23 protein-coding genes and 1 tRNA gene are annotated in these 23,719 nt (G+C 70.1%); 15 read left to right on the forward strand and 9 right to left on the reverse strand.

Features of this window, described 5'->3' with window-relative positions; all coding sequences use genetic code 11:
- Positions 1 to 86: 86 nt before the first annotated feature.
- The 7 genes from VM938_06120 to VM938_06150 all read left to right on the forward strand — a co-directional run bounded on the left by VM938_06120 (position 87) and on the right by VM938_06150 (position 6,308).
- Positions 87 to 269, forward strand: a complete 183-nt coding sequence (locus VM938_06120; protein HVF74607.1) for a hypothetical protein — start codon at positions 87 to 89, stop codon at positions 267 to 269.
- Positions 266 to 2,524, forward strand: a complete 2,259-nt coding sequence (locus VM938_06125) for a type IV secretion system DNA-binding domain-containing protein (GenBank protein HVF74608.1) — start codon at positions 266 to 268, stop codon at positions 2,522 to 2,524. The genes VM938_06120 and VM938_06125 overlap by 4 nt, the downstream gene beginning before the upstream one ends.
- A complete protein-coding gene (locus tag VM938_06130; GenBank protein HVF74609.1) occupies positions 2,521 to 3,447 on the forward strand; it encodes a replication-relaxation family protein in 927 nt (308 codons plus the stop codon). The genes VM938_06125 and VM938_06130 overlap by 4 nt, the downstream gene beginning before the upstream one ends.
- A complete protein-coding gene (locus VM938_06135; GenBank protein ID HVF74610.1) occupies positions 3,444 to 4,472 on the forward strand; it encodes a site-specific DNA-methyltransferase in 1,029 nt (342 codons plus the stop codon). The genes VM938_06130 and VM938_06135 overlap by 4 nt, the downstream gene beginning before the upstream one ends.
- 31 nt (positions 4,473 to 4,503) lie before the next feature.
- Entirely contained in the window at positions 4,504 to 5,070 is a 567-nt protein-coding gene (locus VM938_06140; protein ID HVF74611.1) for an antirestriction protein ArdA, read from the forward strand.
- Positions 5,071 to 5,169: 99 nt separating this feature from the next.
- The gene (locus tag VM938_06145) at positions 5,170 to 5,670 is read left to right on the forward strand and encodes a helix-turn-helix transcriptional regulator (GenBank protein ID HVF74612.1); all 501 of its coding nucleotides are present in this window, start codon (positions 5,170 to 5,172) and stop codon (positions 5,668 to 5,670) included.
- Positions 5,667 to 6,308: an ImmA/IrrE family metallo-endopeptidase gene (locus VM938_06150; GenBank protein HVF74613.1), complete on the forward strand. Its 642-nt coding sequence runs from the start codon at positions 5,667 to 5,669 to the stop codon at positions 6,306 to 6,308. Before VM938_06145 ends, VM938_06150 begins: the two co-directional genes overlap by 4 nt.
- A 343-nt stretch (positions 6,309 to 6,651) precedes the next feature.
- On the opposite strand, the gene VM938_06155 is transcribed toward VM938_06150, so the two are convergent.
- The 3 genes from VM938_06155 to VM938_06165 all read right to left on the reverse strand — a co-directional run bounded on the left by VM938_06155 (position 6,652) and on the right by VM938_06165 (position 8,100).
- Complete coding sequence (locus VM938_06155; GenBank protein HVF74614.1) at positions 6,652 to 6,804, reverse strand: hypothetical protein; 153 nt, start codon at positions 6,802 to 6,804, stop codon at positions 6,652 to 6,654.
- Between the two features lie 958 nt (positions 6,805 to 7,762).
- The gene (locus tag VM938_06160) at positions 7,763 to 7,927 is read right to left on the reverse strand and encodes a hypothetical protein (GenBank protein HVF74615.1); all 165 of its coding nucleotides are present in this window, start codon (positions 7,925 to 7,927) and stop codon (positions 7,763 to 7,765) included.
- A gap of 97 nt (positions 7,928 to 8,024) precedes the next feature.
- Positions 8,025 to 8,100, reverse strand: a tRNA-Ala gene (locus VM938_06165).
- 77 nt (positions 8,101 to 8,177) lie between these two features.
- Between VM938_06165 and leuS the strand changes: the two genes are divergently transcribed.
- Both leuS and VM938_06175 read left to right on the forward strand, forming a co-directional pair.
- Positions 8,178 to 10,592: a leucine--tRNA ligase gene (leuS, locus tag VM938_06170; GenBank protein ID HVF74616.1), complete on the forward strand. Its 2,415-nt coding sequence runs from the start codon at positions 8,178 to 8,180 to the stop codon at positions 10,590 to 10,592.
- A 41-nt stretch (positions 10,593 to 10,633) separates the two neighbouring features.
- Positions 10,634 to 12,283, forward strand: a complete 1,650-nt coding sequence (locus VM938_06175) for a fatty acyl-AMP ligase (GenBank protein ID HVF74617.1) — start codon at positions 10,634 to 10,636, stop codon at positions 12,281 to 12,283.
- Here the strand turns inward: VM938_06175 and VM938_06180 are convergent, their stop codons facing one another.
- The 4 genes from VM938_06180 to VM938_06195 form a co-directional block, all read right to left on the reverse strand.
- Positions 12,284 to 13,915, reverse strand: a complete 1,632-nt coding sequence (locus tag VM938_06180; GenBank protein ID HVF74618.1) for an EAL domain-containing protein — start codon at positions 13,913 to 13,915, stop codon at positions 12,284 to 12,286. It abuts the gene before it with no gap.
- 89 nt (positions 13,916 to 14,004) lie between these two features.
- A complete protein-coding gene (locus VM938_06185; GenBank protein ID HVF74619.1) occupies positions 14,005 to 15,015 on the reverse strand; it encodes an LLM class F420-dependent oxidoreductase in 1,011 nt (336 codons plus the stop codon).
- Positions 15,016 to 15,023: 8 nt separating this feature from the next.
- Entirely contained in the window at positions 15,024 to 15,890 is an 867-nt protein-coding gene (locus VM938_06190; GenBank protein ID HVF74620.1) for a PAC2 family protein, read from the reverse strand.
- A complete protein-coding gene (locus VM938_06195) occupies positions 15,887 to 16,924 on the reverse strand; it encodes a phosphotransferase family protein (protein ID HVF74621.1) in 1,038 nt (345 codons plus the stop codon). Before VM938_06195 ends, VM938_06190 begins: the two co-directional genes overlap by 4 nt.
- Positions 16,925 to 16,945: 21 nt before the next feature.
- Here VM938_06195 and VM938_06200 point away from each other — a divergent pair, with 21 nt between their 5' ends.
- From VM938_06200 to holA, 6 genes are all read left to right on the forward strand, one after another.
- On the forward strand, positions 16,946 to 17,674 hold the full coding sequence (locus VM938_06200) for a tetratricopeptide repeat protein (GenBank protein ID HVF74622.1): 729 nt from the start codon (positions 16,946 to 16,948) through the stop codon (positions 17,672 to 17,674).
- Positions 17,675 to 17,705: 31 nt separating this feature from the next.
- Positions 17,706 to 18,008, forward strand: coding sequence for a hypothetical protein (locus VM938_06205; GenBank protein HVF74623.1), 303 nt, complete (start codon positions 17,706 to 17,708; stop codon positions 18,006 to 18,008).
- A gap of 55 nt (positions 18,009 to 18,063) precedes the next feature.
- Positions 18,064 to 18,726, forward strand: coding sequence for a helix-hairpin-helix domain-containing protein (locus VM938_06210; protein ID HVF74624.1), 663 nt, complete (start codon positions 18,064 to 18,066; stop codon positions 18,724 to 18,726).
- A gap of 287 nt (positions 18,727 to 19,013) precedes the next feature.
- On the forward strand, positions 19,014 to 20,639 hold the full coding sequence (locus tag VM938_06215; GenBank protein ID HVF74625.1) for a ComEC/Rec2 family competence protein: 1,626 nt from the start codon (positions 19,014 to 19,016) through the stop codon (positions 20,637 to 20,639).
- On the forward strand, positions 20,543 to 21,262 hold the full coding sequence (gene folP, locus VM938_06220) for a dihydropteroate synthase (protein ID HVF74626.1): 720 nt from the start codon (positions 20,543 to 20,545) through the stop codon (positions 21,260 to 21,262). The genes VM938_06215 and folP overlap by 97 nt, the downstream gene beginning before the upstream one ends.
- Positions 21,259 to 22,257, forward strand: a complete 999-nt coding sequence (gene holA / locus VM938_06225) for a DNA polymerase III subunit delta (protein ID HVF74627.1) — start codon at positions 21,259 to 21,261, stop codon at positions 22,255 to 22,257. Before folP ends, holA begins: the two co-directional genes overlap by 4 nt.
- A 58-nt stretch (positions 22,258 to 22,315) precedes the next feature.
- Here holA and VM938_06230 read toward each other — a convergent pair whose 3' ends face one another.
- A complete protein-coding gene (locus VM938_06230; GenBank protein ID HVF74628.1) occupies positions 22,316 to 23,281 on the reverse strand; it encodes a hypothetical protein in 966 nt (321 codons plus the stop codon).
- A gap of 78 nt (positions 23,282 to 23,359) precedes the next feature.
- The gene (gene rpsT, locus VM938_06235; protein ID HVF74629.1) at positions 23,360 to 23,629 is read right to left on the reverse strand and encodes a 30S ribosomal protein S20; all 270 of its coding nucleotides are present in this window, start codon (positions 23,627 to 23,629) and stop codon (positions 23,360 to 23,362) included.
- Between the last annotated feature and the right edge of the window lie 90 nt (positions 23,630 to 23,719).

A 23,719-nucleotide genomic window follows, 5' to 3' on the forward strand; every position in this document is an offset into this window, starting at 1 on the left:
CACGGCGGAAAGGTACGCAATCAACGACCGTTCTTCGGTGCGCCCGTGAATCAGCAACAAGGGGTGGGAGGAGGTGCGAAGGACGAATGAAACGACGAATCAGGGTCCGCGGTGTACGACGGAGGGAGCCCGACCTCGACAAGTTGGCCTTCGCCCTCCTGCGCCTCGTCGAGCAACTGACGCCGGAGGAACGGCACCGGCTGCAGGCGAGTTGTAAGCCCATGGGCGACGGCGGCACCGACCAGACGGTGCCGGGAGCAGGGTCGTGACGTTGGCCTGGCTGGTCCTGTCGGTTTTCGCCTTCGGCGTGGCCGTAGTCGTGCGCCGGGCGGCGGAAGCGGCGCATCGGCGGCGTTCGCTCATCGCCTTCACGCTGCGCTTCCCGCGACAGACTCCGGCCGAGGCTGTCGAGGCCGTGCTGGCCGGGTGGAGCGGCACCCTGCCGCCGTGGTGGCGGCGTTTCTTCACCGGCTCGCCCTTCCTGATGAGCGAGGTGTGCGCCGACCACTCGGGCATCACCCACCGCCTCCTCGTGCCCGGCGCCTGGGAGCAGTTGCTGGTGTCGCTCCTGCACGCCCACCTGCCCAGCGTTCGCTACGAGCGCACGGAGGCCGTCGCGCCTGCCGCTGGCATCGGTGCGGAATACCGCCTGTCGACCAGCCAACGACCGTTGACTGTCGATGCGGCTGTCCTGTCGGCCCGTCTGCTCTCCAGCCTGCAACCGCTACGCGATGGCGAAGTCATCACCGTCCAGTACGTCCTCGCATCTGCTCCTCCCGTCGCTCCGGCCCGCGTCGAAGGCAAGTCGGAGGGTGCAACCTGGCTGACGACGGACAACGGCGTCGTCACCACCAGCGAGGCCGCAACGGCGCTGCGCAAGAAGCACAGTGCCGCCCTCCTGCTCGCTGTCGGCCGCATAGGTGTCGTCGCGCACGACCAACGGCGCGCACGACTCCTTCTGCGTCATGTTGAGGCGGCGTGGCACGGCGTACGAGCCCCCGGTGTGTTGCTCAGGCGGCGTGTGCTGCCGCCTGGCCTCGTCGGCTCACGGATACAGCAACGCCGTGTCCCGCTCGTCACCTGGCCGGGCGGGGTGCTCAACGTCACCGAGGCCAGCGGGCTCGTCGGCTGGCCGATCGAGCTCGACGCTGTACCCGGCCTCGAGCTCGGCGGCTGCCGCCTGTTGCCTGTACCCGGCGGGGTGCCGAGTCGCGGTGCGGTGGTGGGTATCGGCACCTTCCCCGGCACGCAGCGGCCGGTGGCGCTCGACGCGCGAGCCCGCACCCATCACACGCTGGTCATCGGGCCGACGGGCGTGGGGAAGTCGGTATTGCTGGGCAACCTGGCCCTCGCCGGTCTGGCCGAGAACCGTCAGGCTGTCGTCGTCATCGACCCCAAGGACGGCGAGCTGGTCGACAACGTCCTCGAACAGCTGCCCGACCATCGGCTGGATGACGTGATCGTGTTCGACCCGACCGACGCCCGGCCGGTCGGCTTCGATCCGTTGCGCTCCACGCCTGCCACGCGCGAGCTGGTGGTCGACCGGGTGGTGTCGATCATGGCGTCGATCTGGCACAGTGCCTGGGGGCCGCGCTCCTCGGACCTCATCCGCCACACGTTGCTGACGCTGACGCAGGTGCCGGGCATGACGCTGTGCGAGGCACCGGCGCTGCTGTCGGCCGATCCCGGCTTCCGACGCCGGGTACTCGCCCAAGTGGACGATCCGGTCGGGGTCGCCCCGTTCTGGGCCTGGTTCAACAGCCTGTCGGCGGCCGAGGTGGCGAACATCACGGCTGCGCCCTTGAACAAGCTGCGGGCCTTCACCACGCGCACGGCGGTCCGGCACACGCTGGGCCAGCCGAACCCGGCCGTCGATTTCGACCGGCTGCTGGCCGACGGCGGCGTGCTGTTGGTCCGGCTGCCGATCGGGCTGCTGGGCGAGGAGACGGCGGGCCTGCTCGGTGCCCTGGTCACAGCGCAGCTCTGGCAGGCGGTCAGCGCCCGGGCGGCGGTGCCAACAACCGAACGTCACCCGGCCCTGGTGGTTATCGACGAGCTGCAATCGGTGTTGCGCCTGCCGGTCAACGCCGTCGAGGACATGCTGGCCATGGCCCGCGGCTACGGCGTCGGGGCGGTGCTGGCGGCGCAGGCCATGTACCAACTGGGGACCGACCTGCGCCACGCGGCGCTCGCCAACACCCGCAGCAAAGTCGTCTTCGGCTGCGACCGGGAGGACGCCGCCCTGTTCGCCCGCGAGTTCGGCAGCGGCCTGACCCCCGACGACCTGATGAACCTCGATGCCTACGAGGCGGTGGTGACCGCGTTCGCCAACGGTCGCACCCAGCCACCGAGCACCGTTCGCACCCTGCCGCCCGGCGAACCGTTGCGCGCTGCATCTGTTGTGAAGGAACACTCACGAGCTCGCTTCGGTGCCGACCGGGCCGATATCGAGGCGGCTATCCGGGCCCGACTGCACATCGGACGGGACGACGGTTCCATCGGCCGCAGCCGGAGGTCGATGTGAGGTCCGTTCGGCCGTCCGATCGGGCCGAGTGTCCCGCATCGAAACACCTGCTCGCGCCAGGTGTCGCGCTCCCCAAGGCCAACGACGGTCTGGGGACACCGACTCCCGTTACCACTCGGGTCAGCAAGGCCGCTGCCCGTCGCATCGCCGACACGCTCAGCGATACCGACCGCAGCGTCGTCACCACCCTCGCCACCGTCACGGTCGCCACCGGCGGTCAACTGCGTCGCCTCCACTGGCCCGACAACGACACGGGACGGCGCCTCGCCCGACGGCACCTGGCCGCACTCACCCGGCAGCGCGTTATCGCCCGGCTGCACCGACGCGTCGGCGGGCACCGTCCCGGCAGCGACAGCTACACCTACCGCCTCGATGTCGTCGGCCAGCGCCTCGTCACCGACGACCTGCGCCGTTTCCGTCGTCCCTGGACGCCCGGCCATGCCTATCTGGCCCACGCTGTCGCGGTCACCGAGTGCTACGTCGTGCTCACCGAACTGACTCGACAGGACACGCTCGAACTGCTCGCCTTCCAGGCCGAACCGGCGTGCTGGCGTTCCCATGCCACCGTCGACGGCCGTCCGCAGTTCGTCAAGCCCGACGCCTTCGCCGTCACCGCTCACGGCGACTGGGAACTGCGCCACTTCATCGAGGTCGATCTGGCCACCGAGCACCCGGCCCGCATCACCCGCAAGGCTCGTGAGTATGTCGAGTACTGGCAGAACGGCGCGGAGCAACGTGAGCACGGCGTTTTTCCCAAGGTGCTGTGGGTCGCTCCCGACGCGCAGCGGGCCTCGGTGTTGGTCGACGCCATGGCCCGTCTCGATCCCGACTGCTGGCGGCTGTTCCAAGTCTGCGACACCGAGCACTTCGCCGACACCATGATCCTCGGCACGACGGACGCCGACGCGGAGGTCCGTTCATGACGGGCATTCGTTTGGAGTCGGTGCCGCGCAACACCGTTCTCGTCGGCGACGCCCTGACCCAGCTCCGACGACTGCCCGCTGCCTCCGTCGACTGCGTCGTCACCAGCCCGCCGTACCACCTGTTGCGCCACTACGGCGGTGGGCCGCAGGAGATCGGCACCGAGGGGACCGTCACCGAGTATGTCGAGCGGCTCGTTGAGGTCACGGACGAGCTGGCCCGCGTGCTGAAGCCGTCCGGCTGTCTCTGGCTCAACCTGGGCGACAGCTACTCCCGGCACCGCCGCTACGGTGCACCGCCCAAGAGCCTGTTGTTGGCACCCGAGCGGTTACTGCTGGCCCTGAGTGAGCGGGGCTGGATCGTGCGCAACAAGGTCGTCTGGGCCAAGACGACCACCATGCCCGCCAGCGTGAAGGACCGCCTGGCCTGCACCTGGGAACCGGTGTACTTCCTGGTCCGCTCCCGTCACTACCACTTCGACCTCGATGTGATCCGTCAGCCGCACCGCAGCAGGCGTCGCCCTGCCCGCAGTGCGGCCCGGACGAAGTACACGGGTGGGCGGAGGGCGGGATGGGCCGGACCGCTGGCCGGGGCGAACGACGGGCTGCTGCGACTGCGGCTGCGAGGCCTTAGCGGCCATGAGCTCGGCAAGAACCCGGGGGACGTGTGGCGACTCGGCACGGCTGGTTTCGACGGTGCTCACTTCGCCGTCTTCCCGTCGAGCCTCGTCCACGATCCGATCGCTGCCACCTGCCCGGAGCGAGTGTGCGGGTCCTGCGGTAACCCTTGGCGGCGGGAGCCCCGGCGGGACCGCCTCGGCGAACTCGTTCCCGACTGCACCTGCCGGGTGGGGTGGCGGCCGGGTCTGGTGCTCGATCCGTTCCTGGGGTCGGGGACGACGGCGCTGGTCGCCGAGCGAATGAGCCGCGACTGGCTGGGCATTGAACTCAACCCGGCCTATGCGGAGCTGGCCCGGCGGCGGATTGACAGTGATCGAGATCAGGCGTCGCCGAGCGCGGCGGCCTGATGACAGACGTAATCGAAAGGAGGAATCACGAATGGAAGCAGAACCACCAATAAGACCCGAGGCGGAAGCGGAGCGTTCCGAGCCGCCCCGCATCTACATGGCGTCGCTGTCGGACTACAACGCCGGGCGGCTGCATGGCGTTTGGATCGACGCCTCGCAATCGGTGGACGAGATCGGCGAGGAGATCGACCGGATGCTGGCCGCCAGTCCCGAGCCACTCGCCGAGGAGTACGCCATCCACGACCACGACGGCTTCTGGCCGGTGGAGTTGTCCGAGTACGAGTCGCTGTCCGACGTGGCTCGGTTGGCTGCCGGGATCGACGAGCACGGCCGAGCCTTCGCCCACTTCGCCCATCTGCTCGGCTCCGGTTGGGGCAACGACCTGGAACGCTTCGGCGACTGCTACCTCGGTTGCTGGCCGTCGATGGAGGCCTACGCCTGGAGCCTGCTGGAGGACCTGGGAGTCGACGTCAACAACATCGGCCCGCCCGAACTGCAGCCTTACATCCGGTTCGACACCGAAGCGTTCGCCCGGGACCTCTCTATGGAGTTCACAACCGGCGAAGACGACAACGGTGTGTACGTCTTCGATCTTTGACGAATGCGTACCGACTGTCGTTGTAATAACCACTCTATAGATGTGTTGCCTACACGCGATGTATCTGAGAAAATGAATACAGTAAACAGGAACAATGATGTGAAGCATAAGCAACAACAGGGGCGGACAGACGCCACGCTGGGGGACTACATCCGTCGTCGCCGCAAGGCGAGGGGCTGGACGCTCGACGACGCCGAGGCCGAGTCGAACGTCGACCGGACGTACTGGAGCAAGCTGGAGCTGGGCGTCTTCAAGCAGCCCGACCCCCGCTACCTGGCCCGGATTGCCGACGCCTTGGACGCCCCGCTGGAGGACGTCTACGCCCTGGCTGGCTACACCGCGGCCGAGCGGCTTCCCGGCCTCACGCCCTACCTGCGGAGCAAGTACCACCTGCCGCCGGAGGCCATCGAGCAACTGGAGAGCTACTTCGCCTTCCTGCGCCACCAGTACGGCATCCCTGAGGGAGAGTCGGTGTTCCCCAAGAAGCCGGAACGAGCAGCCCGACCGAAAGCCGAGCAACCAGCGTCGGAGCAGCGCGGCGGGCCGTGGAACGACCCGACGCTCTCCGTCGAGAACGCCACGCTGCGGAGAGCGGCATGAGCCGTAGCGCCATCGCCGTTCTTCGGGACTTCGTACCGATCAGACCGCTGCGACGGGCCGAGGCGTTGCGGATTGCGGAGTTGCAGGCGACGCGGTTCCTGAAGCTCTCGATGGTGGCCGCACCGCCCGTGCCGGAACGGATCATCGCCGAGCTGCCGAGGGTGCAGATCGAACGGGTGAACGGGTTGCCTGTCTCCGGTGCGACGCACTGGACGAAGGGTCGCTGGCTGATCCTGCTGCGTGCGCAGGAGGCGCCCACTCGTCAGCTCTTCAGCACCGCTCACGAACTGAAGCACATCCTCGACGACCGGTTCGTGGACGTGCTCTACCAAGGTGTCCCGGACGACCAACGAGCCCAGTTCATCGAGCAGGTCTGCGATTACTTCGCCGGTTGCCTGCTGATCCCTCGACCTTGGCTGAAGCACGCCTGGGCCGCGCTGCGTATCCAACGACTCCCCGACCTGGCCCGACACTTCGGGGTGTCCGAGCAGGCCGTTGAGGTGCGCCTGAGCCAGACCGGTCTCGGGCCCCGTCGTAGTCGATGCGGCCGGGAAGCCTCCGACTGGTCCTTGCCGTCGCAACCGACGGCTGGTAGCTCCGCCGTGTACCACCGGCTCGCGCCGGTCCTGATCTCGTAACAAAGGAGTTGATGATGAGTACCGTCCTGACACCGCCCTCCAAGCGGCAGAAGCGCGGCTATACCCGCTCGCTGCCGACCGGTGAGGGTGCCGTGACCGGTCGAGGCGTGTTGTACCTCCGGGTGAGCACGCCGAGTCAGGTGCGGACGGACTACGACCCTGAGGGCCTGTCCATCCCCGCCCAGCGCAAGGCCTGCGAGCGCAAGGCCGAATTGCTCGGGATCGAGATCGTCGACGAGTACATCGAGCCCGGTCGCACGGCGACGAGCATGGACAAGCGGGTGGAGTTCCAGAACATGCTGGCCCGTATCAAGGCCGAGCGGGACGTGGACTATGTCATCGTCTACAAGCTGTCGCGGATGAACCGCAATCGCATCGACGATGCGCTGGTGATGATGAGCCTGCGGCAGTACAACGTGAAGCTGATCTCGGCCACCGAGCACATCGACGAGACGCCGATCGGCCAGTTGATGCACGGCATCCTGGCGTCGTTCAACGAGTTCCGCTCGGCCGAGGACGGCGCCGACATCCGCTACAAGATGGGGGAGAAGGCCCGTCGCGGTGGAACGCTCGGACGGGCCCCGCTCGGCTATCTCAACGTGCGGGAGCAGTTCGAGGGCCGGGAGATTCGCACCGTCGCCGTCGACCCTGAGCGGGGACCACTGATTACCCAGGCGTTCGAGCTGTTCGCCACCGGGCGCTACACGGGTGAGCAGTTGCAGGATGAGCTGACGAAGCGAGGCCTGCGGACCCGACCGGCCAAGCATCCGGCTGGGCCGGTGTCGCTGTCCAAGATCTACGCCATGCTGCGCGACCGTTACTACCTCGGCTACGTCGAGTACGACGGCGAGGAGATCGAGGGCCGACACGAGCCGTTGGTCACGCCGGAGTTGTTCGAGAAGGTGCAGGCTGTTCTCGAAGCCAAAGCGGTCAGCGGCGAGCGCCAGCGCGTTCACCACCACTACCTCAAGGGCTCGCTGTGGTGCGGGCTGTGCCACGACCAGGGCCGTGATTTCCGGCTGATCATCCAGCGAGCGGTGGGTCGCACCAAGCAGGAGTACTTCTACTTCTTCTGCCGAGGTCGACAGGAGCACGTCTGCGAACTGCCCTATCTCGACATGGACGCCGTGGACGAAGCGGTGGCTCGCTTCTACGGCACGTTGCGGCTCACCCCGGAGTTCTCGGCACGGGTTCGGGCCAAGGTCCGGGAAGCCGTCGGCGATGAGCAGCAGGCGGCGAAGCTGCTGTGCCAGCAGTTGAACAAGGAACTGGCGAAACTGGATCGTCAGGAGGAGAACCTGCTCGACCTGGTGGCCGACGGGGAACTGGTGAGTGAGAAGGCGAAGGGACGGCTGCGGAAGCTGGGCGCGGCGCGGGAGCGGCTCACGGCTGACCTCGAAGGCATCAAGGGAGGACTGTCCGAAGCGGCCGATGCCGTCGAACTGACGCTGTGCCTACTGGCCGACCCCGAGCGGCTCTATGCCCGGATGGACGACCAGCAGCGGCGGCAGATGAACCAGGCCTTCTTCAAGCGGCTCTATGTCGACACAGACGGCGTGGTGGATGCCGACCTGGCTGCGCCGGTGGCAACGCTCGTGCAGGCCCAACGCCTGGTTCACGAGGGTCGGACGCGTCCGACCGCTCAGGCGGACGGAAACAACAAGGCCGCCTTGCTGGCCACCGCCCTGAAGGGCGGGGTTTCTAGTAAGGCGGCCATGGTGGAGCTAACGAGAATCGAACTCGTGACCTCTTGCATGCCATGCAAGCGCTCTACCAACTGAGCTATAGCCCCGCGGGAGCGCTCAGATTAGCACCCGCCGCCCCTGCAACTCGAAGGGGAGGCCCCGGGCCACCGCGTACGATGCCCGCATGGCAGAGGGCTACGACATCGCCGCCGTCGAGCGGAAGTGGCAGGAGCGCTGGGCCGCCGACGGCACCTACGAGGTGGCCAACGACGATCCCCGGCCCCCGTTCTACGTCCTCTGCATGTACCCGTATCCCAGCGGCGCCGCCCACATGGGCCACGTGCGCAACTACACCTTCGGCGACCTGATCGTCCGCCACCGCACCATGCAGGGCTACGGCGTGCTGAGCCCCATCGGCTTCGACTCCTTCGGCCTGCCCGCCGAGAACGCGGCCATCAAGACCGGCGTCCACCCCCGCACCTTCACCGACGAGCGCATCGAGGAGCTGAAGAGTTCGCTCAAGGCCATCGGCGCGTCCTACGACTGGCGCCGCGAGGTCCGCAGCCACGACCCCGACTACATCAAGTGGAACCAGGTGATCTTCACACGGTTCCTCGAGCGCGGCTTGGCCTACCGGGCCAACGCCCCGGTGAACTGGTGCCCCGGTTGCCAGACCGTGCTGGCCAACGAGCAGGTCCTGGCCGACGGCACGTGCGAACGCAGCGGCGACCTGGTGGCCAAGCGCGACCTGGAGCAGTGGTTCTTCCGCATCACCGACTACGCCGACGAACTGCTGCGCGACCTCGACAGCTTGGAGTGGCCCGAGCGGGTCAAGACCATGCAGCGCAACTGGATCGGTCGCAGCGAGGGCGCCCAGTTCGAGCTGCCCGTGCAAGGCGACCCCGCCACCACCATCAAGGTCTTCACCACCCGCCCCGACACCAGCTTCGGCATGACCTTCGTGGTGCTGGCCGTCGAGCACCCGTTGGTGGAGCAGCTCACCACGCCCGAGCGGGCCGACGAGGTGGCCGAGTTCGTCGAGCGGGTGCGCAAAGAGAGCGACATCGAGCGCCAGAGCACCGACGGGCCGCTGGAGAAGCGGGGCGTGTTCACCGGCGGGTACGCCGTCAACCCCTTCAACGGCCAACCCGTGCCGGTCTACCTGGCCGACTACGTGCTGATGACCTACGGCACCGGCGCCATCATGGCGGTGCCCGGCCAGGACCAGCGCGACTGGGACTTCGCCACTGCCTACGACCTGCCCATCGTGCGCACGGTCGAGCCGCCGGCCGACTGGGAGGGCGAGGCCTATGCGGGCGACGGCCCGGCCATCAACAGCGAGTGGCTGAACGGCCTCAACAAGGCCGACGCCGTGGCCAAGGCGATCGAGTGGCTGGAGCAGCAGGGGATCGGCGAGCGCAAGGTGAACTACCGCCTGCGTGACTGGCTGCTGAGCCGCCAGCGCTTCTGGGGCTGCCCCATCCCCGTGGTCTACTGCCCGACCGACGGCATGGTGCCCGTGCCCGAGGACCAACTGCCGGTGCTGGCCCCCGACGACGTGGAGTTCACCCCGACGGGGGAGTCGCCCCTGCGTTCGCACCAGGGCTTCTTGCGCACCACCTGCCCCCGCTGCGGCGGGCCCGCCGAGCGCGAGACCGACACCATGGACACCTTCGTCGACTCGTCGTGGTACTTCCTGCGCTTCTGCGACCCGTGGTCCGACGCCTTGCCGTTCGACCAGGAAGCGGTCAGCCGCTGGATGCCCGTCGACCAGTACATCGGCGGCGTCGAGCACGCCATCTTGCACCTGATGTACGCCCGCTTCTACACCAAGGCGCTGGCCGACATCGGCTTGGCCCCGGCCGAGTTGCGGGAGCCGTTCAAGCGCTTGTTCACCCAGGGCATGATCCGCCTCGACGGCGCCAAGATGTCGAAGTCGAAGGGCAACTTGGTCGCCCCCGAGCAGATCATCGACCAGTACGGCGCCGACGCCCTGCGCCTGGCCCACCTGTTCGTGGGGCCGCCCGCCGACGACGTCGACTGGGAGACGGTCGGCATTGAGGGCACGTACCGCTTCCTGAAGCGGGTGTGGCGCCTGGCCGTGCCCGGCACCGACGCCGCCAAAGCAGAAGGCGACGATGCCATCGAGGTCACCCGCGCCACGCACCGGCTGATCAACCGCATCAGCGACGACTACGACCGGTGGTCCTACAACACCGCCGTGGCCGCGTGCATGGAGTTCGTCAACATGCTGGCCAAGCGGGGCGTGACCGACGAGGCCGTCGACACGCTGCTGCTGCTCATGGCGCCCATGGCGCCCCACATCACCGCCGAGCTGTGGGAACGGCGCCACGGCAGCCACATCCACGAGCAGTCGTGGCCCGACGCCGACCCCGACCTGGCCAAGCTGCAGACCGAGACAATGGTCGTGCAGGTGAACGGCAAGGTCCGCGACCGCATCGACGTCGACCCCGCCCTCGACGAGGCCGAGGCCGAGGCCATGGCCCTGCAGTCGGCCCGCGTGCAGGAACACCTGGCCGGGGCGACGCCCAAGAAGGTCGTGGCCCGGCCGCCCAAGCTGGTCAACATCGTCGTCTGACCGACCGGTAACCAACTGCCGCGGCCATCGGTCCAAGGGCCATGACCACACTCTGTTCGCGCATCGAGCGCGCCATCGAACGCGGCGGAAGCATCACTTTCGTAGGCAGCGATCCGGTGCAGCGGGTGAGTTGGGCACAGCTTCACGAGGAGGCCAAGGCCACCGGGGCGGCGCTCCAGGCCAGGGGCCTCGGCAACGGCTCGCACGTCGCCTTGCTCGGCCCCACCACCCGCGAACTGGTCACTGCCATCCAGGCCACCTGGCTCATCGGCGCCACCGTGGTGGTGCTGCCCCTGCCCATGCGGCTCGGCTCGCTCGACGAGTTCGTCCTCCAGACCCGGCTGCGCATCCACGGCGCCGACTCCGACGTGGTGCTGGTCGACGGCGACCTGGCCGCCTTCATCGAACCGCTGCCCGGGGACCCGCCGCTCGTGCTGCTCGGCGACGTAGTCGACGGTGCTCCGGCCGAGGCGTACAAGCGCCCGCAGACCGATGCCGACGACCTTGCCATCCTGCAGTTCACCAGCGGCTCCACTGCCGACCCCAAGGGCGTGATGCTGCCCCACCGCGTGGTCGTGGCCAACCTCGACGCCGTGGCCCAAGCGGCCAAGCTCGACCCCGCCGACGACGTGCTCGTCTCGTGGCTGCCGCTCTACCACGACATGGGCCTGATCGGCTGCCTGACCCTGCCCATGATCACCGGCACCGACCTGGTGCTCGGCGCCCCGCAGGACTTCATGGCCGCGCCCGCTCGCTGGATGGAGTGGATGAGCGAGTACCGCGCCACTGCCACCGCAGGCCCCAACTTCTCCTACGCGCTGGCGGCCCGTGCGCTGCGGCGCCTCGACGGCCTCGACCTGTCGCGCTGGCGGGTCGCCCTCAACGGCGCCGAGCCCGTCGACCCCGCCACCATGGACGCCTTCTGTGAAGCCGCCGAACGTCACGGCTTCGACCGCCGGGCTGCCTTCCCCGCCTTCGGCATGGCCGAGGTCGCCATCGGCGGCGCCTTTCCCGAACCCGGCACCGGTGTGCGCATGGACGTGGTCGACAAGGTCGCCCTCGACACCGAGCGTTACGCGGCGCCGGCCGACCCTGCCGCAGAAGACGGGGTGCGCAGGCTGGCCAAGCTGGGCCGCCCTGTTCCCGGGCTGGAGTTCCGCATCTGCGATCCCGCCACCGGCGACGTCATGGACGAGCGCGAAGTCGGTGAACTGGAGATCCGGGGCACGTCGGTCACCCCCGGCTACTACAAGCGCCCCGACGCCACCGCGGCCGCTTTCCACGACGGGTGGCTGCGCACCGGCGACCTCGGCTACCTGGTCGACGGCGAGCTGGTCATCTGTGGCCGCATCAAGGACATGATCATCGTGGGCGGCCGCAACGTCTTCCCCGAGGACGTCGAGCGCGCCGTGGCCAACGTCGACGGCGTGCGGGCGGGCAACGTCATCGCCTTCGGCGTCGAAGGCCGCCGAGGCCAGGAGGCCCTGGTGGTGGTGGCCGAGACCAAGTCGGGCAACGAGGCCAACACCATCCGCGACGCGGTGGCGGTGCGAGTGCGTGAGGCCATCGGCCTGCCCCCCGGCGACGTGGTGCTGGTGGAGGCGGGCACGCTGCCCAAGACGTCGTCGGGCAAGCTCCAGCGCTCGTTGTGCCGGGAGCGCTACCTGGAGAACGACCTGCGCATCGCGTAACTAGGCGGGTGCGCCGACCGGGGCGGGGCGGCCGAAGAGGAAGCCCTGTCCCAGGTCGACGGCCAGCTCCTGCAGCACTTCCAACTCGGGTTCGGTCTCGACGCCCTCGGCGATGAGGACGCAGCCGGTCTGCTGGGCGAAGTGGGTGAGCCCTGCCACCAGCGCCCGGCGGGCGGGGTCGCGGTGGATGCCGCTGACCCACGTGTGGTCGAGCTTCACGAAGGCGGGTTCCAAGGCGAGGACGTGGCGCAGGCTGGCAAAGCCCGACCCCGCATCGTCGACGCTCAGGCGCACGTTGTCGCCCAGCCGCCGCAGGGCCCGTCGCAACGACTGGTAGTCCTCCACCCGGTCGTGCTCGGTGAGCTCCAGCACCAGGGGCCGGCCCACCGACTGCAGCGTCTCTTCCAGCACGCCCGGTGTGAGCACGAGCGGCGGCGACACGTTGAGGCTGAGCCACACGTTGCGGGGCAGCGACGGTGCCGCTCCGATGGCGGCGACCATGGTCGCCCGTTCCAGTTCGATGCCGCGGTCGAGGGCGGACGCCTCGGCGAAGCGGGAGTCGGGCCGGGTGCCGTCGTCGAAGCGGGTCAGCGCTTCGAAGCCGATCACCTGCGCGCCGCGCAGTTCGACGATGGGCTGGAAGACGGGGGAGAAGGCGCGGGTGCGCAGCACGTCTTCGAGGCGGGAGCGGCGCTGTTGGCGTTCTCCCTGTTGGAGCAACGACGGCGCCAACAGCTCGGCGGCGATGGTGGCGAAGTCGATGGCGGCGGCCAGCGCGGCACCGGGTTCGTCGCCTGTTGCCGACGTCGGCGACGCCGCCAGTGCCAACAGGCCGAGGGGCTCGCCCGCCCGGCGCATGGGCGCGCAGGCGACGACCCTGCCGCCGATCGACGCCATGGTTGTGGCGGCGGCGACGCCGGTCTCCCGTTCGAGCCACGGGCCTTCGCCCGCCCTGGCCTCCAGGTAACGGGCCAGGGGACGGGGGAGCGGACGGCCCGCCTCCATGCCCCACGCGCTCAAGTCCTGCACGGCGAGCGGCACGGCCAAGCCGTCGCTCAGGAACACGATGAGGGCGGCGCCTGCCAGCCCCCGAAGGGACCGAAGCTCACTGCACACCAACTCCGCCGTGCCTTCCGGGCTGGAGTCGGGGTTGACGCGGCACAGGGCGCCGGCGATGGCCGAGCGCTCGCGAAGCTGGCGCTCCACGACTTCGCTCCACGCCCGCTGCCCGCGCAGCTGCGCCCGCACGCGGGCCACCAGCTCGTCGGGGTGGAAGGGCTTGATCACGTAGTCGTCGGCGCCCGCCTGCAGGCCACGCACTCGGTCCGACACGTCGTCGTCGGCCGTCACCAGGATGATCGGCAGCGTCCTCGTCTCAGGCCGGGCGCGGAGGGCGACGACGACTTCCAGGCCACCCATCTCCGGCATGTGGTTGTCGAGCAGCACGGCGTCGAACGACTGGTGCCGCAGGATCTCAAGCGCTTCGGCGCCGTGCGACGCCTCGACGGTGCGGAAGCCGGCCAGGCCCAGCGCTGCAGCCAACAACCGACGGATGGAGCGGTCGTCGTCGACGACCAGGACAGCGCTCCGGCTGTCGATCCCCCCGCCCGATGTGCGACCGTTCTCCGCCACGCCGTACTCCGCATCAAGGGGGTTCGGACGACTCCCTTCGCCGTGTGTCGGCACGCGGACGCTGGGGCTTTAGCCCCTTTTTTGATGATTCAGCGGTTCTTGAGGCGTTCCACCACATGCGCGGTGATCTCGTCGTCCACCGCGTAGGGCGTGTAGAAGCTCAGCCGGTGCACGATGTCGCCGAAGCGCTTGTGCAGCCCGTCGGCCACGTCGTCGGGCTCGGCGACGACGGCAAAGGCGTGCAACACGTCGTCGGTGACCGCCTCGCCCATCTCCTTCCACTGCCCTTGCTTCGACAGGACGTTGAGCTCGGTCTGCAGGTCGCCCCACCCGTGCAACTCGAGCACGCCGCGGTAGGCGGGCGTGGAGCCGTAGAAGGCGATCTGCTGGCGCACCGCTTGGTCGGCGGCCGCCGTCGACTCGTCGTCGGCGCCGGTGACGATGAAGCACGGCAGCGAGAGTTGGATGTCGGCTGCCGTCTTGTCCGCCTTGGCCGCGCCTCGTTCCAGCGCCCCCATCGTCACCTCGCGCAGGTAGCGCTTGGTGGTGAAGCCGTGCACGAGCATGCCGTCGGCCACCTCGCCCACGACCTCGGTCATCTTCTCGCCCACTGCGGCCAAGAAGACCTGCGGCGGGCCGTTCGGCGAGGCGGGCGGCGTGAAGAACGGCGTCATGAGGGTGTGGGAGTAGAACTCGCCGCGGAAGTCCAGCTTGGTGCCGTTGTTCCAGCAGTCCCAGATGGCGCGCAGGGCGAGGATGAACTCGCGCATGCGGGGCGCCGGGTGCGACCACGGCATGCTGAAGCGCTTCTCGATGTGGGGCTTGATCTGGCTGCCCAGGCCGAGGAGGAACCGCCCCTGCGAGTAGTTCTGGAGGGCGTGCGCTTGGGCGGCCGTGGTCATGGGGCTGCGGGCGAAGGCCACGGCGATGCCGGTACCGATCTCGATGCGCTCGGTGTGCTCGGCGGCCAGCAGCAACGGCAGGAACGGGTCGCTGTTGGTCTCGGCCGACCAGATGCCGTCGTAGCCGGTTGCTTCTGCCTGCCGAGCGCTCTCCACCGCTTTGGTGAGGTCGGGCCCGATCCCTGCGTCGATCTTCATGGCCCGCATCATTCCTCGCCGCGGAGGAAGCGCTCCAACTCTGCGGCGATCTCGTCGCCCGAGGGCAGCCGCGTCGGGTCGAGCGGGGGGCCCAGCTCTGTGGTGTCGTGCGATGTCTCGAGCTGGTGCACCATCGCCGCGTGGTCGTCGCTGTTGGCGATGAGGGCGTCGATGCGCGTGGCCGTGCCGAGCGCCGTCGAGTGCAGTTCGCGGGCGTCGAGCTCGAGCCCGGCGAGGTCGGCCAGGCCGTCGAGCAGGGCGGCGCTGGCCGCCGGGTAGGGCATGGCCGACACGTAGTGCGGCACCCGCGCCCAAAGGCCCACGGCGTCGATGCCGACGGCGGCGAAGGCCTGTTCCAAGGCGGCGCCGATCCCGGCGGGCACCTCGATGATCCCGGGCATGAACCCGACGCGGTCGGCCAGGGCCTGGTTGGTCGCGGTGGCCACCAGCCGCACCGGCCGGGTGTGGGGGACCGGTGCCGGGAAGGCGCCGAGGCCGCAGGCCAGCCGCACGCCCAGGTCCGTGGCCAGGTCCGCCACAGCACGGGTGAAGGCATGCCACTGCATGTCGGGCTCGGGGCCTGACAGCACGAGGATCCATGCCCCTGTGCGGTCCTGCCCCACCCGGAGCTCGATCTCGGGCCAGGTGATGCCGCGGTTCACGCCGTCCTCGATGCGCAACGTGGGCCGTCGGGCGCGGTGGTCGACCAACGCGTCGTTGTCGAAGCGGGCCAGCACCTCGGTGGGCACTGTGGTGAGCAGGTGGTCGGACGCCACCGAGCCGCCCAGGCCGGCATCGATCCAGCCGTCGAGGCCCACGACGAGGACAGGCGCGTCGAGGTCCCCCGGCGGCGTCGACAGCTCGTAGAGGCTCACAGCCGGGTCGTCGACTCCTTGGCGGCCTGGGCCAAGCGGCCGACCTGCTCGGCGAAGGCCTCGAAGCCCGAACGGTCGCCGCCCATGGCGCCGCCTGCGTAGCGGGCGTAGACCCCTTCGAGGATGCAGGCCAGCTTCCAGTAGCCGAAGGCCACGTAGAAGTCGACCTTCGACAGGTCGCGGTCGCTGCCCTTGGCGTAACGCTCCACCAGTTCGGCGCGGCGGGCGAAGCCGGGCGCCGTGGTCGGCGACGAGCCCAGCGGGGTGGAGTCGTCCTCGGGCTCGGACCAATAGACCATGAGGAGGCCGAGGTCGGCGAGCGGATCACCGAGGGTGCAGATCTCCCAGTCGAGGACGGCCCGCACCCGGCCGTCCTCGCCGAGGATGGTGTTGTCGAGGCGGTAGTCGCCGTGCACGATCGCCGCCGGCCCCTGGGCGGGGATGTGGGTAGAGAGGAAGTCGTACACCTCGTCGACCACGGGCACAGACCGACCGGTCATCTCGTTCGACTGCTTGAACTGGCCGTACCAGCGCTTGAGCTGGCGCTCGATGTAGCCCTCGCGGCGGCCGAGTTCACCGAGGCCCACAGCGTCGACGTCGACGGCGTGGATGTCGAGCAGCACGTCGACCAGGGATTCGCCGGCCGTGCGCCGGGCGTGTTCGTCGAGCAACTTCTCCGCCATCGGTGCGTCACGCAGGACGTGGCCCTCGACGTACTCCATGACGTAGAAGGGGCGGCCGTTCACCGACTCGTCGTCGCAGAAGCCGAGGGGTGGCGCCACGGGGACGGGCGTGTGCTGCAGGGCGGCGATGATGCGGTGCTCGCGGGCCATGTCGTGGGCGGTGGGCAACACGTGGCTGGTGGGCGGGCGCCGCAGCACGTACTCGCGGCCTGCGCTGTCGGTGACCTTGAAGGTCAGGTTCGACCGCCCGCCCGCGATCAGGTCGAAGGTGAGGGGCGGAGTGCTGCCGGGAATGTTCTGCGTGAACCAGGCGCTGACCCGTTCGCCGTCTATGCCTTCGATCTCGGACATGTGTGAAAACCTATCTGGCCCATGGCTGACGTAACCGACGCGACCTTCGAAGAACTGGTTCTCACGCGCTCGCACGAGGTGCCCGTCGTCGTCGACCTGTGGGCGGCGTGGTGCGGCCCGTGCCGCACGCTGGGGCCCATCCTCGAGAAGGTGATCGGCGAGACCGAGGGCCGCGTCGAGTTGGCCAAGGTCGACGTCGACGCCAACCCGGCAGTGGCCGGTGCCTTCCGCGTGCAGTCGATCCCCGCCGTGTTCGCGCTGGCGGGCGGCAAGGTCGTCGACTCGTTCATCGGGGCGTTGCCCGAGCACCAGGTGCGTGCGTTCGTGGAGGGGTTGGTGCCGTCGAAGTCGGAGGCCGACCTGTTGGTGGAGAAAGGCGACGAGGCGTCGCTGCGCCGCGCGCTGGAGCTCGACTCCGATCATCCGGGCGCGGTGGTGGCGCTGGCCGAGCTGCTGGTCGGCACCGGTGCGCCCGAGGAGGCGCTGTCGCTGTTGGCCCGCATCCCCGAGACCGGCGAGACCCGGCGAGTCGCCGCCTTGGCCCGCGTGGCGTCGAGTTCGCCGGAGGGCTCCGCGGGTGCGGGGTCCGGTGCCGACGACGACCGCACGGCCGAGCTCGACGCCTTGCTCGACCGGGTGAAGGACGACGACGACGCCCGCCAGCGTTTCGTCGACCTGTTGGAGTTGCTCGGCCCCGACGACCCTCGCACGGCGCAGTACCGGAAGGCGCTCACTGCCCGCCTCTTCTGAGGCCCGCGCCGTCCTGCCGCCCGGTGCCCGCGTGTGGGTCGGGGGGCCGGTGCCGCCCGGCTCCGACGCCGTCACGCTGGGGTCCCTGGTGATCGTGCGGCGCTCGGCGGCGGGCTCGGCACCGTTGCTGCGTCACGAGGCGGTGCACGTCGAGCAGTGGCGCAGGCACGGCATCGTCGGCTTCCTGCGCCGCTACCTGGGCGACTACCTGCGCCTCCGGCTGCGGGGCTACGGGCACCGGGCGGCGTACTGGCGCATCCCCTTCGAGGTCGAGGCCGTCTGGGTGGGCCGCGATGCCTCGCGACCCCTGTTAGCTGTCACACCCCCTGAGTAACCTCGGGCTCGCACTTACTTCCCCCTTCGTTGTCCATCCTGGCGAGGGGAGTGGTGTGCCCGACGTGTCGTGGTGGCGCTCGCTGCGTGAGCGCATGGAAGTCCTGCCCTTCGAGGCGTGGCAAGTGGCAGCCGCCGCGCTGCTCGTGGTGGTGGTTGCTGTCGGCGGGCTCGGGTGGGCGGTGGGTGCCGCCGGAGGGGCGGGGGCCGGGGTACCCGTGGAGTCGACGATGCCCCGAGCGGGGGCGGCGTCGCCTGCGTCGTCCACGTCGGTGGTGTCCGCCGAGGTTGTCGTGCACGTGGCGGGGGCGGTGGCCAAGCCCGGGCTCTATCGCGTGCCGGGAGGCTCCCGGGTGGCCGATGCCGTGGCCGCCGCCGGGTCGGCCACGGCCGATGCCGACCTCGACCGGCTGAACCTGGCCGCGCCCGTGGCCGACGGCGAGCGGGTCTACGTGCCGCGCCGAGGGGAGGCGGAGCCACCACCACCAACTGCTGCGCCTGGGGCCGGGGGCCGCCCGAGCGTCCCGGCGCGGGTCAACCTCAACACGGCCACGGTCGAGCAACTGGAGGCGCTGCCCGGCGTGGGGCCGTCGACGGCGCGGGCCATCGTCGACTACCGCACCCGCCACGGACCGTTCCGGTCGGTGCGCGAGCTGCTCGAAGTGCGCGGCATCGGCGAGGCCAAGCTGGCCGCGCTGGAAAAGCTGGTGTACACGTGACCGGCCGTCGCCGCCTCGGCTGGAACCCGCCTGGCTCGCCGCCGTCGGAACCTGCGGTGGCCTCCGAGGTGGCGCCATCGCCCGGACCGACGGGTGTGCCGATGTCGGGGGCCGTCGGCCGATGCCACGCGCCCGGTGCCGCAGGAACGGAAGCGGCCGCTCTGCCCGGGCTCGATCTCTCCGTTGCGTCGCCCGCCCCGGCGCCATCGCCAGGCGCGCCGCTCGGTGCCGGGGCCGCAGCAATCGACCCAGGCGGTGTGCCGCCGCCAGTGCCCGAGCCACCGGCGATGCGGGTGTTGTCCGACCGCGCCATGGTGGCGGTGGTCGTCGCCATCGGTGTCGGTGCGTGGCTGGCGCGCCCCGCGCCGGTTTCCCTGGTGGCGGTGGGTGTCGCGGCACTGGCCGCACTGGCGGCGCGTCGCCCCGTGCTGCTCCTGCTGACGGCGGGCGTCCTCGCCTCCGGCCTGGGCGCTCGCTCCTGGGCGGGCCTCGCCGCCGCCCCCACGAGCGGCACGGCTGAGGGAATCGCCACGCTGGTGACCGATCCTGTCGACGTGCGCGGCGGCACCCGAGCAGAGGTGCGTCTCGAGGGCCGGCGTTACGAGGCGTGGGCCTCGCCCAAGGCGGCGGCCGCCCTCCGGGCACGGTCGGCGGGCGAGCGCGCCGTGGTGAGCGGGCGACGCAGCCCGCTGACGGGCCTCCGTCGCCAGTACCTGTTGCGGCGCCACGTGGGGGCTCGGCTGCGGCTTGACTCCCTGGCGCCGCTCGACGGCGGGTCGCCGCCCGCTCGTGCGGGCAACGCCGTCCGGCGGCTGCTCCTCCGGGGCGTGGCGTCGTTCCCGCAGGGACAGCAGGCCATGTTCGCGGGCATCGTGCTCGGCGACGACCGTCGCCAGCCGACGACAATCGTCGAGGAGTTCCGCGACGCCGGGCTCGCGCACCTGCTCGCCGTCTCGGGCCAGAACGTGGCGTTCGTCCTCGCCTTGGCGACGCCGCTGCTGGCATTCCTGGGGCTGCGGAGTCGGGTGGTCGTTGCTCTCGCCGTGCTCGCCTTGTTCGGTGTGCTCACCAGGTGGGAGCCGTCTGTGCTGCGGGCCGAGGCCATGGCCGCGGTCACGCTCGTCGCCGCCGCGGCCGGGCGACCGATCTCGGCCGTACGCGTCCTCGCCGTGGCTGTCGCCGCCCTCCTGCTCGTCGACCCGTTGCTGGTGGGTTCGGTCGGCTTCCTGCTCTCGGTGGGTGCGTGCGCCGGCATCGCCCTGGTCACCCCCCGGCTCGTGCGACGGCGGGTGCCGCTGCCGGTGGCCGTCACGCTGGCGGCGCAGGTGGGCGTCGCGCCGGTGCTGCTGCCGATCTTCGGCGGCCTGCCGGTGGTGTCGACGCCGGCCAACCTGCTCGCTGGGCCGGTGGCGGGCCCGCTCATGATGTGGGGCATGGGCGCGGGCCTCGTGGCCGGCATGGTCGGCGGGGCGGTCGCCGCCGTCCTCCACCTGCCCACCCGGCTCATGCTCGGCTGGGTCGAAGGGGTTGCGCACCACGCGGCGGCGTTGGGCCTGGGCAGCTTCGAGGCCGCGCATGTCGCGGCACTCCTCGCGCTCGCGGTGATCGGGGCGCGAGCGCGCCGGCGCCTGCCCAAGGTGGTCGCCGCCGGAGGTGCCCTCGCCGTCTGCCTCGCCGCCGCCGTACCCGCGTGTACGTTCGGCCCGTGCGCCTCACCCTCGGCGAGCGGAGCTTCGACATCACCACCCGCGCCCTGGTCATGGGCATCCTCAACCGCACGCCCGACTCCTTCTACGACAAGGGCGCCTACTTCGATCTGGACAGCTTCCTGGCCCGAGCGGAACGGCTCGTGGCCGAGGGCGCCGACTTCCTCGACGTCGGTGGGGTCAAGGCGGGCCCCGGCCCCGAAGTAGGCGAGCAAGAGGAGCTCGACCGGGTCGTCCCGGCCGTCGAGCTGCTGCACGCCCGCTTCGACATCCCCATATCGGTCGACACCTGGCGGGCCTCGGTGGCCGAGGCTTCCTTCGCCGCGGGCGCCTGCGTGGGCAACGACATCAGCGGGTTCGCCGATCCCGACTACCTCACGGTGGCGGCCAAGGCCGGTGCCACGGTCATCGCCACCCACATCCGACTGGGGCCGCGCATCCCCGACCCGGAGCCGCACTACGACGACGTGGTCGCCGCCGTGTGCGACTTCTTGGTCGAGCGCGCCCGTCGGGCCGAGGACCTGGGCATCCCCGCCGAGCGCATCGTGCTCGACGCCGGCCTCGACCTCGGCAAGACCTGGGAACAGTCGGTCGTGCTCTTGCACGCGTCCGACCGCCTTGCCGCGCTCGGCTACCCGGTCCTGCTGTCGGCCTCCAACAAGACCTTTCTCGGGCGCCTGCTCGACCTCGAGGTGGGCGACCGCCGCGAGGCGTCGTTGGCGGCTACGGCCGTCGGCGTGGCCCGCGGCTGTCGGATCATCCGAGCCCACGACGTGCGGGGGGCTCGTCGCGTGTGCGACGTCCTGGCCGCAGTGATGGAGGCAGCGTGAACGCCTGGTACGTCAAGGGCGACGACCCGGCGCTGGTCGTCGAAGAGGTCCGCAAGCTCGTGCGCGAGCTGGCGGGCGACGACACCATGGCGGTCGAAGACCTCTCAAGCGAAGACGTCCAGGTCGCCGCCATCGTGGACGCCTGCCTCACCCCTCCGTTCCTCGGTGACCGCCGGGTGGTGGTGGTCCGCGAGGTCGGCCGCTTCCGCTCCGACGAGCTGGAGCCGTTGATCAAGTGGCTGGCCGACCCGTTGCCGACCACGTCACTGGTGCTCACCGCAGGCGGCGGCCAGGTCTCGCAGAAGCTCGTCAACGCGGTCAAGAAGGTCGGCAAGGTCGTCGACGCCACCGTGCCCAGCAGCGCCAAGGCCCGCACCTCGTGGCTGACAAGCCGCCTCCACGAAGGCCCGGTGCGCCTCGACGCCGCCGCCGGAGCGCTGGTGGGCGAGCACCTCGGCGAGGACATGGGGCGGCTCAACAACCTGCTGGAATCCTTGGCGGCGGCCTACGGCGAAGGCGCCTCCATCGGCCTCGACGAGATCGCCCCGTTCCTCGGCCAAGCAGGCGGCGTGGCGCCGTGGGACCTCACCGACGCCATCGACGCGGGCGACACCGAGGGTGCGTTGTCGTACCTGCACCGCATGCTGGCGGCGGGGGAGCGCCATCCGCTGGTCGTGCTCGCCACCCTCCACCGCCACTACCAGGCGATGTTGAAGCTCGACGGGGCGGGCGTCCGTGACGAGAACGAAGCCGCCGCGCTGCTCGGCACCTCCCCGTTCCCGGCCAAGAAGGCCATGAACCAGGCCCGTCGCCTGCAGTCGGCGGGCATCGCCAAGGCCATCGGCTGGCTGGCCGACGCCGACCTCGACCTGCGGGGCGCCAAGGCGTGGCCCGACTACCTCGTCCTCGAAGTGCTGGTCGCCCGCCTGAGCCGGCTGGTGCCTCGCCCGCCCGCGGCCAAGCGCGGCGCCCACGCAGGCGCCCGGCGGCGTTGAACGTGCGCCAGTAGGCCCGCGCTCCCTGCGGCCCGCCGGAGTACCTATCCGGGCGGCGTCAGCCTTCTGCGACCGCCACCAGGGCGGTGGGCGACATCTCCGGGGCGAACGGCCCGTCGGGATTGTCGACGACCCACACGTGGAGCATCTCGGGCGTGGGCAGGTTCACCGAGCCCGCCGGGCAGTTGGGCCGGGCGAAGCCGACCACCATGGCGTCGGGGGTGAAGCACAGGTCGTCGTGCGCATGCCACACGGTGAGCGGCCCGCCCACCTTGGGCCCGGGCTGTCCGACCTCGGGCATCACGTACATGGCGGCCACCAGCACCGGCCCACGCGAGGTGGAGGCGTAGATCAGCTCCTCGGGGGCCGCAGGATCGAGCACCTTGCCGTCCGTGTGGAACCGCTGGTTGTGCCAGTGCTGGATGCCGTTCCACACCGGCGTGATGGGCCGGAACCCGTCGGCTCGGGCGTTCGCCTGCGACGCCCAACGCTTGGCGCCCGCCTTGGTCTCGGCCAGCAGCCGGTCGGCCGTCGCCCGCTGCTCCGGCGTGGCGCCGCTCGCATTGCCGGCCGCACCGTGGCCGTGGCCGTCGGCGTGTGCCGCCGGCGCCGGGGGCGTTACCGCCACCGGGACCGCTGCGGGCTCATGCCCGTGCCCGTTGTCGTGCGCAGCCGTCTCGTGCCCGCCGTCGTGCCCGGCCCGGGCCGCCCACACGCCCGTGAACGCGGTGGCGCCCACCACCAGCACGCTCACGCCTGCCGCCACTCGGCGCAGGCCGCCTCGTCCCCACGATCCGCCCGCCTGCACGGCCAGCGCGGCGTCGCCGGCGGACAACAAGCCCACCAACGTGACGGCGATGCCCAGCGCCAACAGCACGTGGCCCGGGTTGGAGGCGGTGAACAACCCCTCCCGTCCGGCCAAGCCGGGATCGGCGGCGTGGAGCAGCGCGTCCCAGCTCAAGCCCACCAGCAGGAGTGCCATCCCCCCGAGGCCGACGGCCAACGAGACCACCAATCGACGCATCACAATCGAGTGTACGGAGCCCCTGACGCGAAAGATGACGCCCCGAGGGCGCCATCGTCCGAAGATTCGTAAAGAGGCTTACGAAGAAGCGTTGAGCTTGGCGATTCGCTTCATCAGCCGCGACTTGCGGTTGGAGGCCTGGTTCTTGTGGATCACGCCCTTGGCCGCCGCCATGTCGAGCCGCTTGACGGCCAGGCGCAGCGCGTCGGCGCTCGTCTCGGCACCGGACTCGGCCGACGACACCGCGTTCTTCACGCGGGTCTTGATCTCCGAACGCACAGCCTTGTTGCGAAGGCGGAGCCGTTCGTTCTGTCGGTTGCGCTTGATCTGGCTCTTGATGTTCGCCACGGGGGGAAGACGATAGCAGCGGCGGCCCTATCCTCCCCAGTCGATGACCGTCCCTCGCATCGCTCTCGGCCCCCAGACGATCTCCGACCG

The organism is Acidimicrobiales bacterium (assembly GCA_035536915.1).
Taxonomy (GTDB): domain Bacteria; phylum Actinomycetota; class Acidimicrobiia; order Acidimicrobiales; family JAHWLA01; genus JAHWLA01.

Bases quoted from the DNA above. Each gene is read 5' to 3' on its own strand.
- VM938_06215 (HVF74625.1), top strand. From the start codon at position 19,014: ATGCGGGTGTTGTCCGACCGCGCCATGGTGGCGGTGGTCGTCGCCATC.
- VM938_06230 (HVF74628.1), bottom strand. From the start codon at position 23,281: ATGCGTCGATTGGTGGTCTCGTTGGCCGTCGGCCTCGGGGGGATGGCA.
- leuS (HVF74616.1), top strand. From the start codon at position 8,178: ATGGCAGAGGGCTACGACATCGCCGCCGTCGAGCGGAAGTGGCAGGAG.
- VM938_06135 (HVF74610.1), top strand. From the start codon at position 3,444: ATGACGGGCATTCGTTTGGAGTCGGTGCCGCGCAACACCGTTCTCGTC.
- VM938_06150 (HVF74613.1), top strand. From the start codon at position 5,667: ATGAGCCGTAGCGCCATCGCCGTTCTTCGGGACTTCGTACCGATCAGA.
- VM938_06200 (HVF74622.1), top strand. From the start codon at position 16,946: ATGGCTGACGTAACCGACGCGACCTTCGAAGAACTGGTTCTCACGCGC.
- VM938_06120 (HVF74607.1), top strand. From the start codon at position 87: ATGAAACGACGAATCAGGGTCCGCGGTGTACGACGGAGGGAGCCCGAC.
- VM938_06175 (HVF74617.1), top strand. From the start codon at position 10,634: ATGACCACACTCTGTTCGCGCATCGAGCGCGCCATCGAACGCGGCGGA.
- VM938_06195 (HVF74621.1), bottom strand. From the start codon at position 16,924: ATGTCCGAGATCGAAGGCATAGACGGCGAACGGGTCAGCGCCTGGTTC.
- VM938_06140 (HVF74611.1), top strand. From the start codon at position 4,504: ATGGAAGCAGAACCACCAATAAGACCCGAGGCGGAAGCGGAGCGTTCC.
- VM938_06185 (HVF74619.1), bottom strand. From the start codon at position 15,015: ATGAAGATCGACGCAGGGATCGGGCCCGACCTCACCAAAGCGGTGGAG.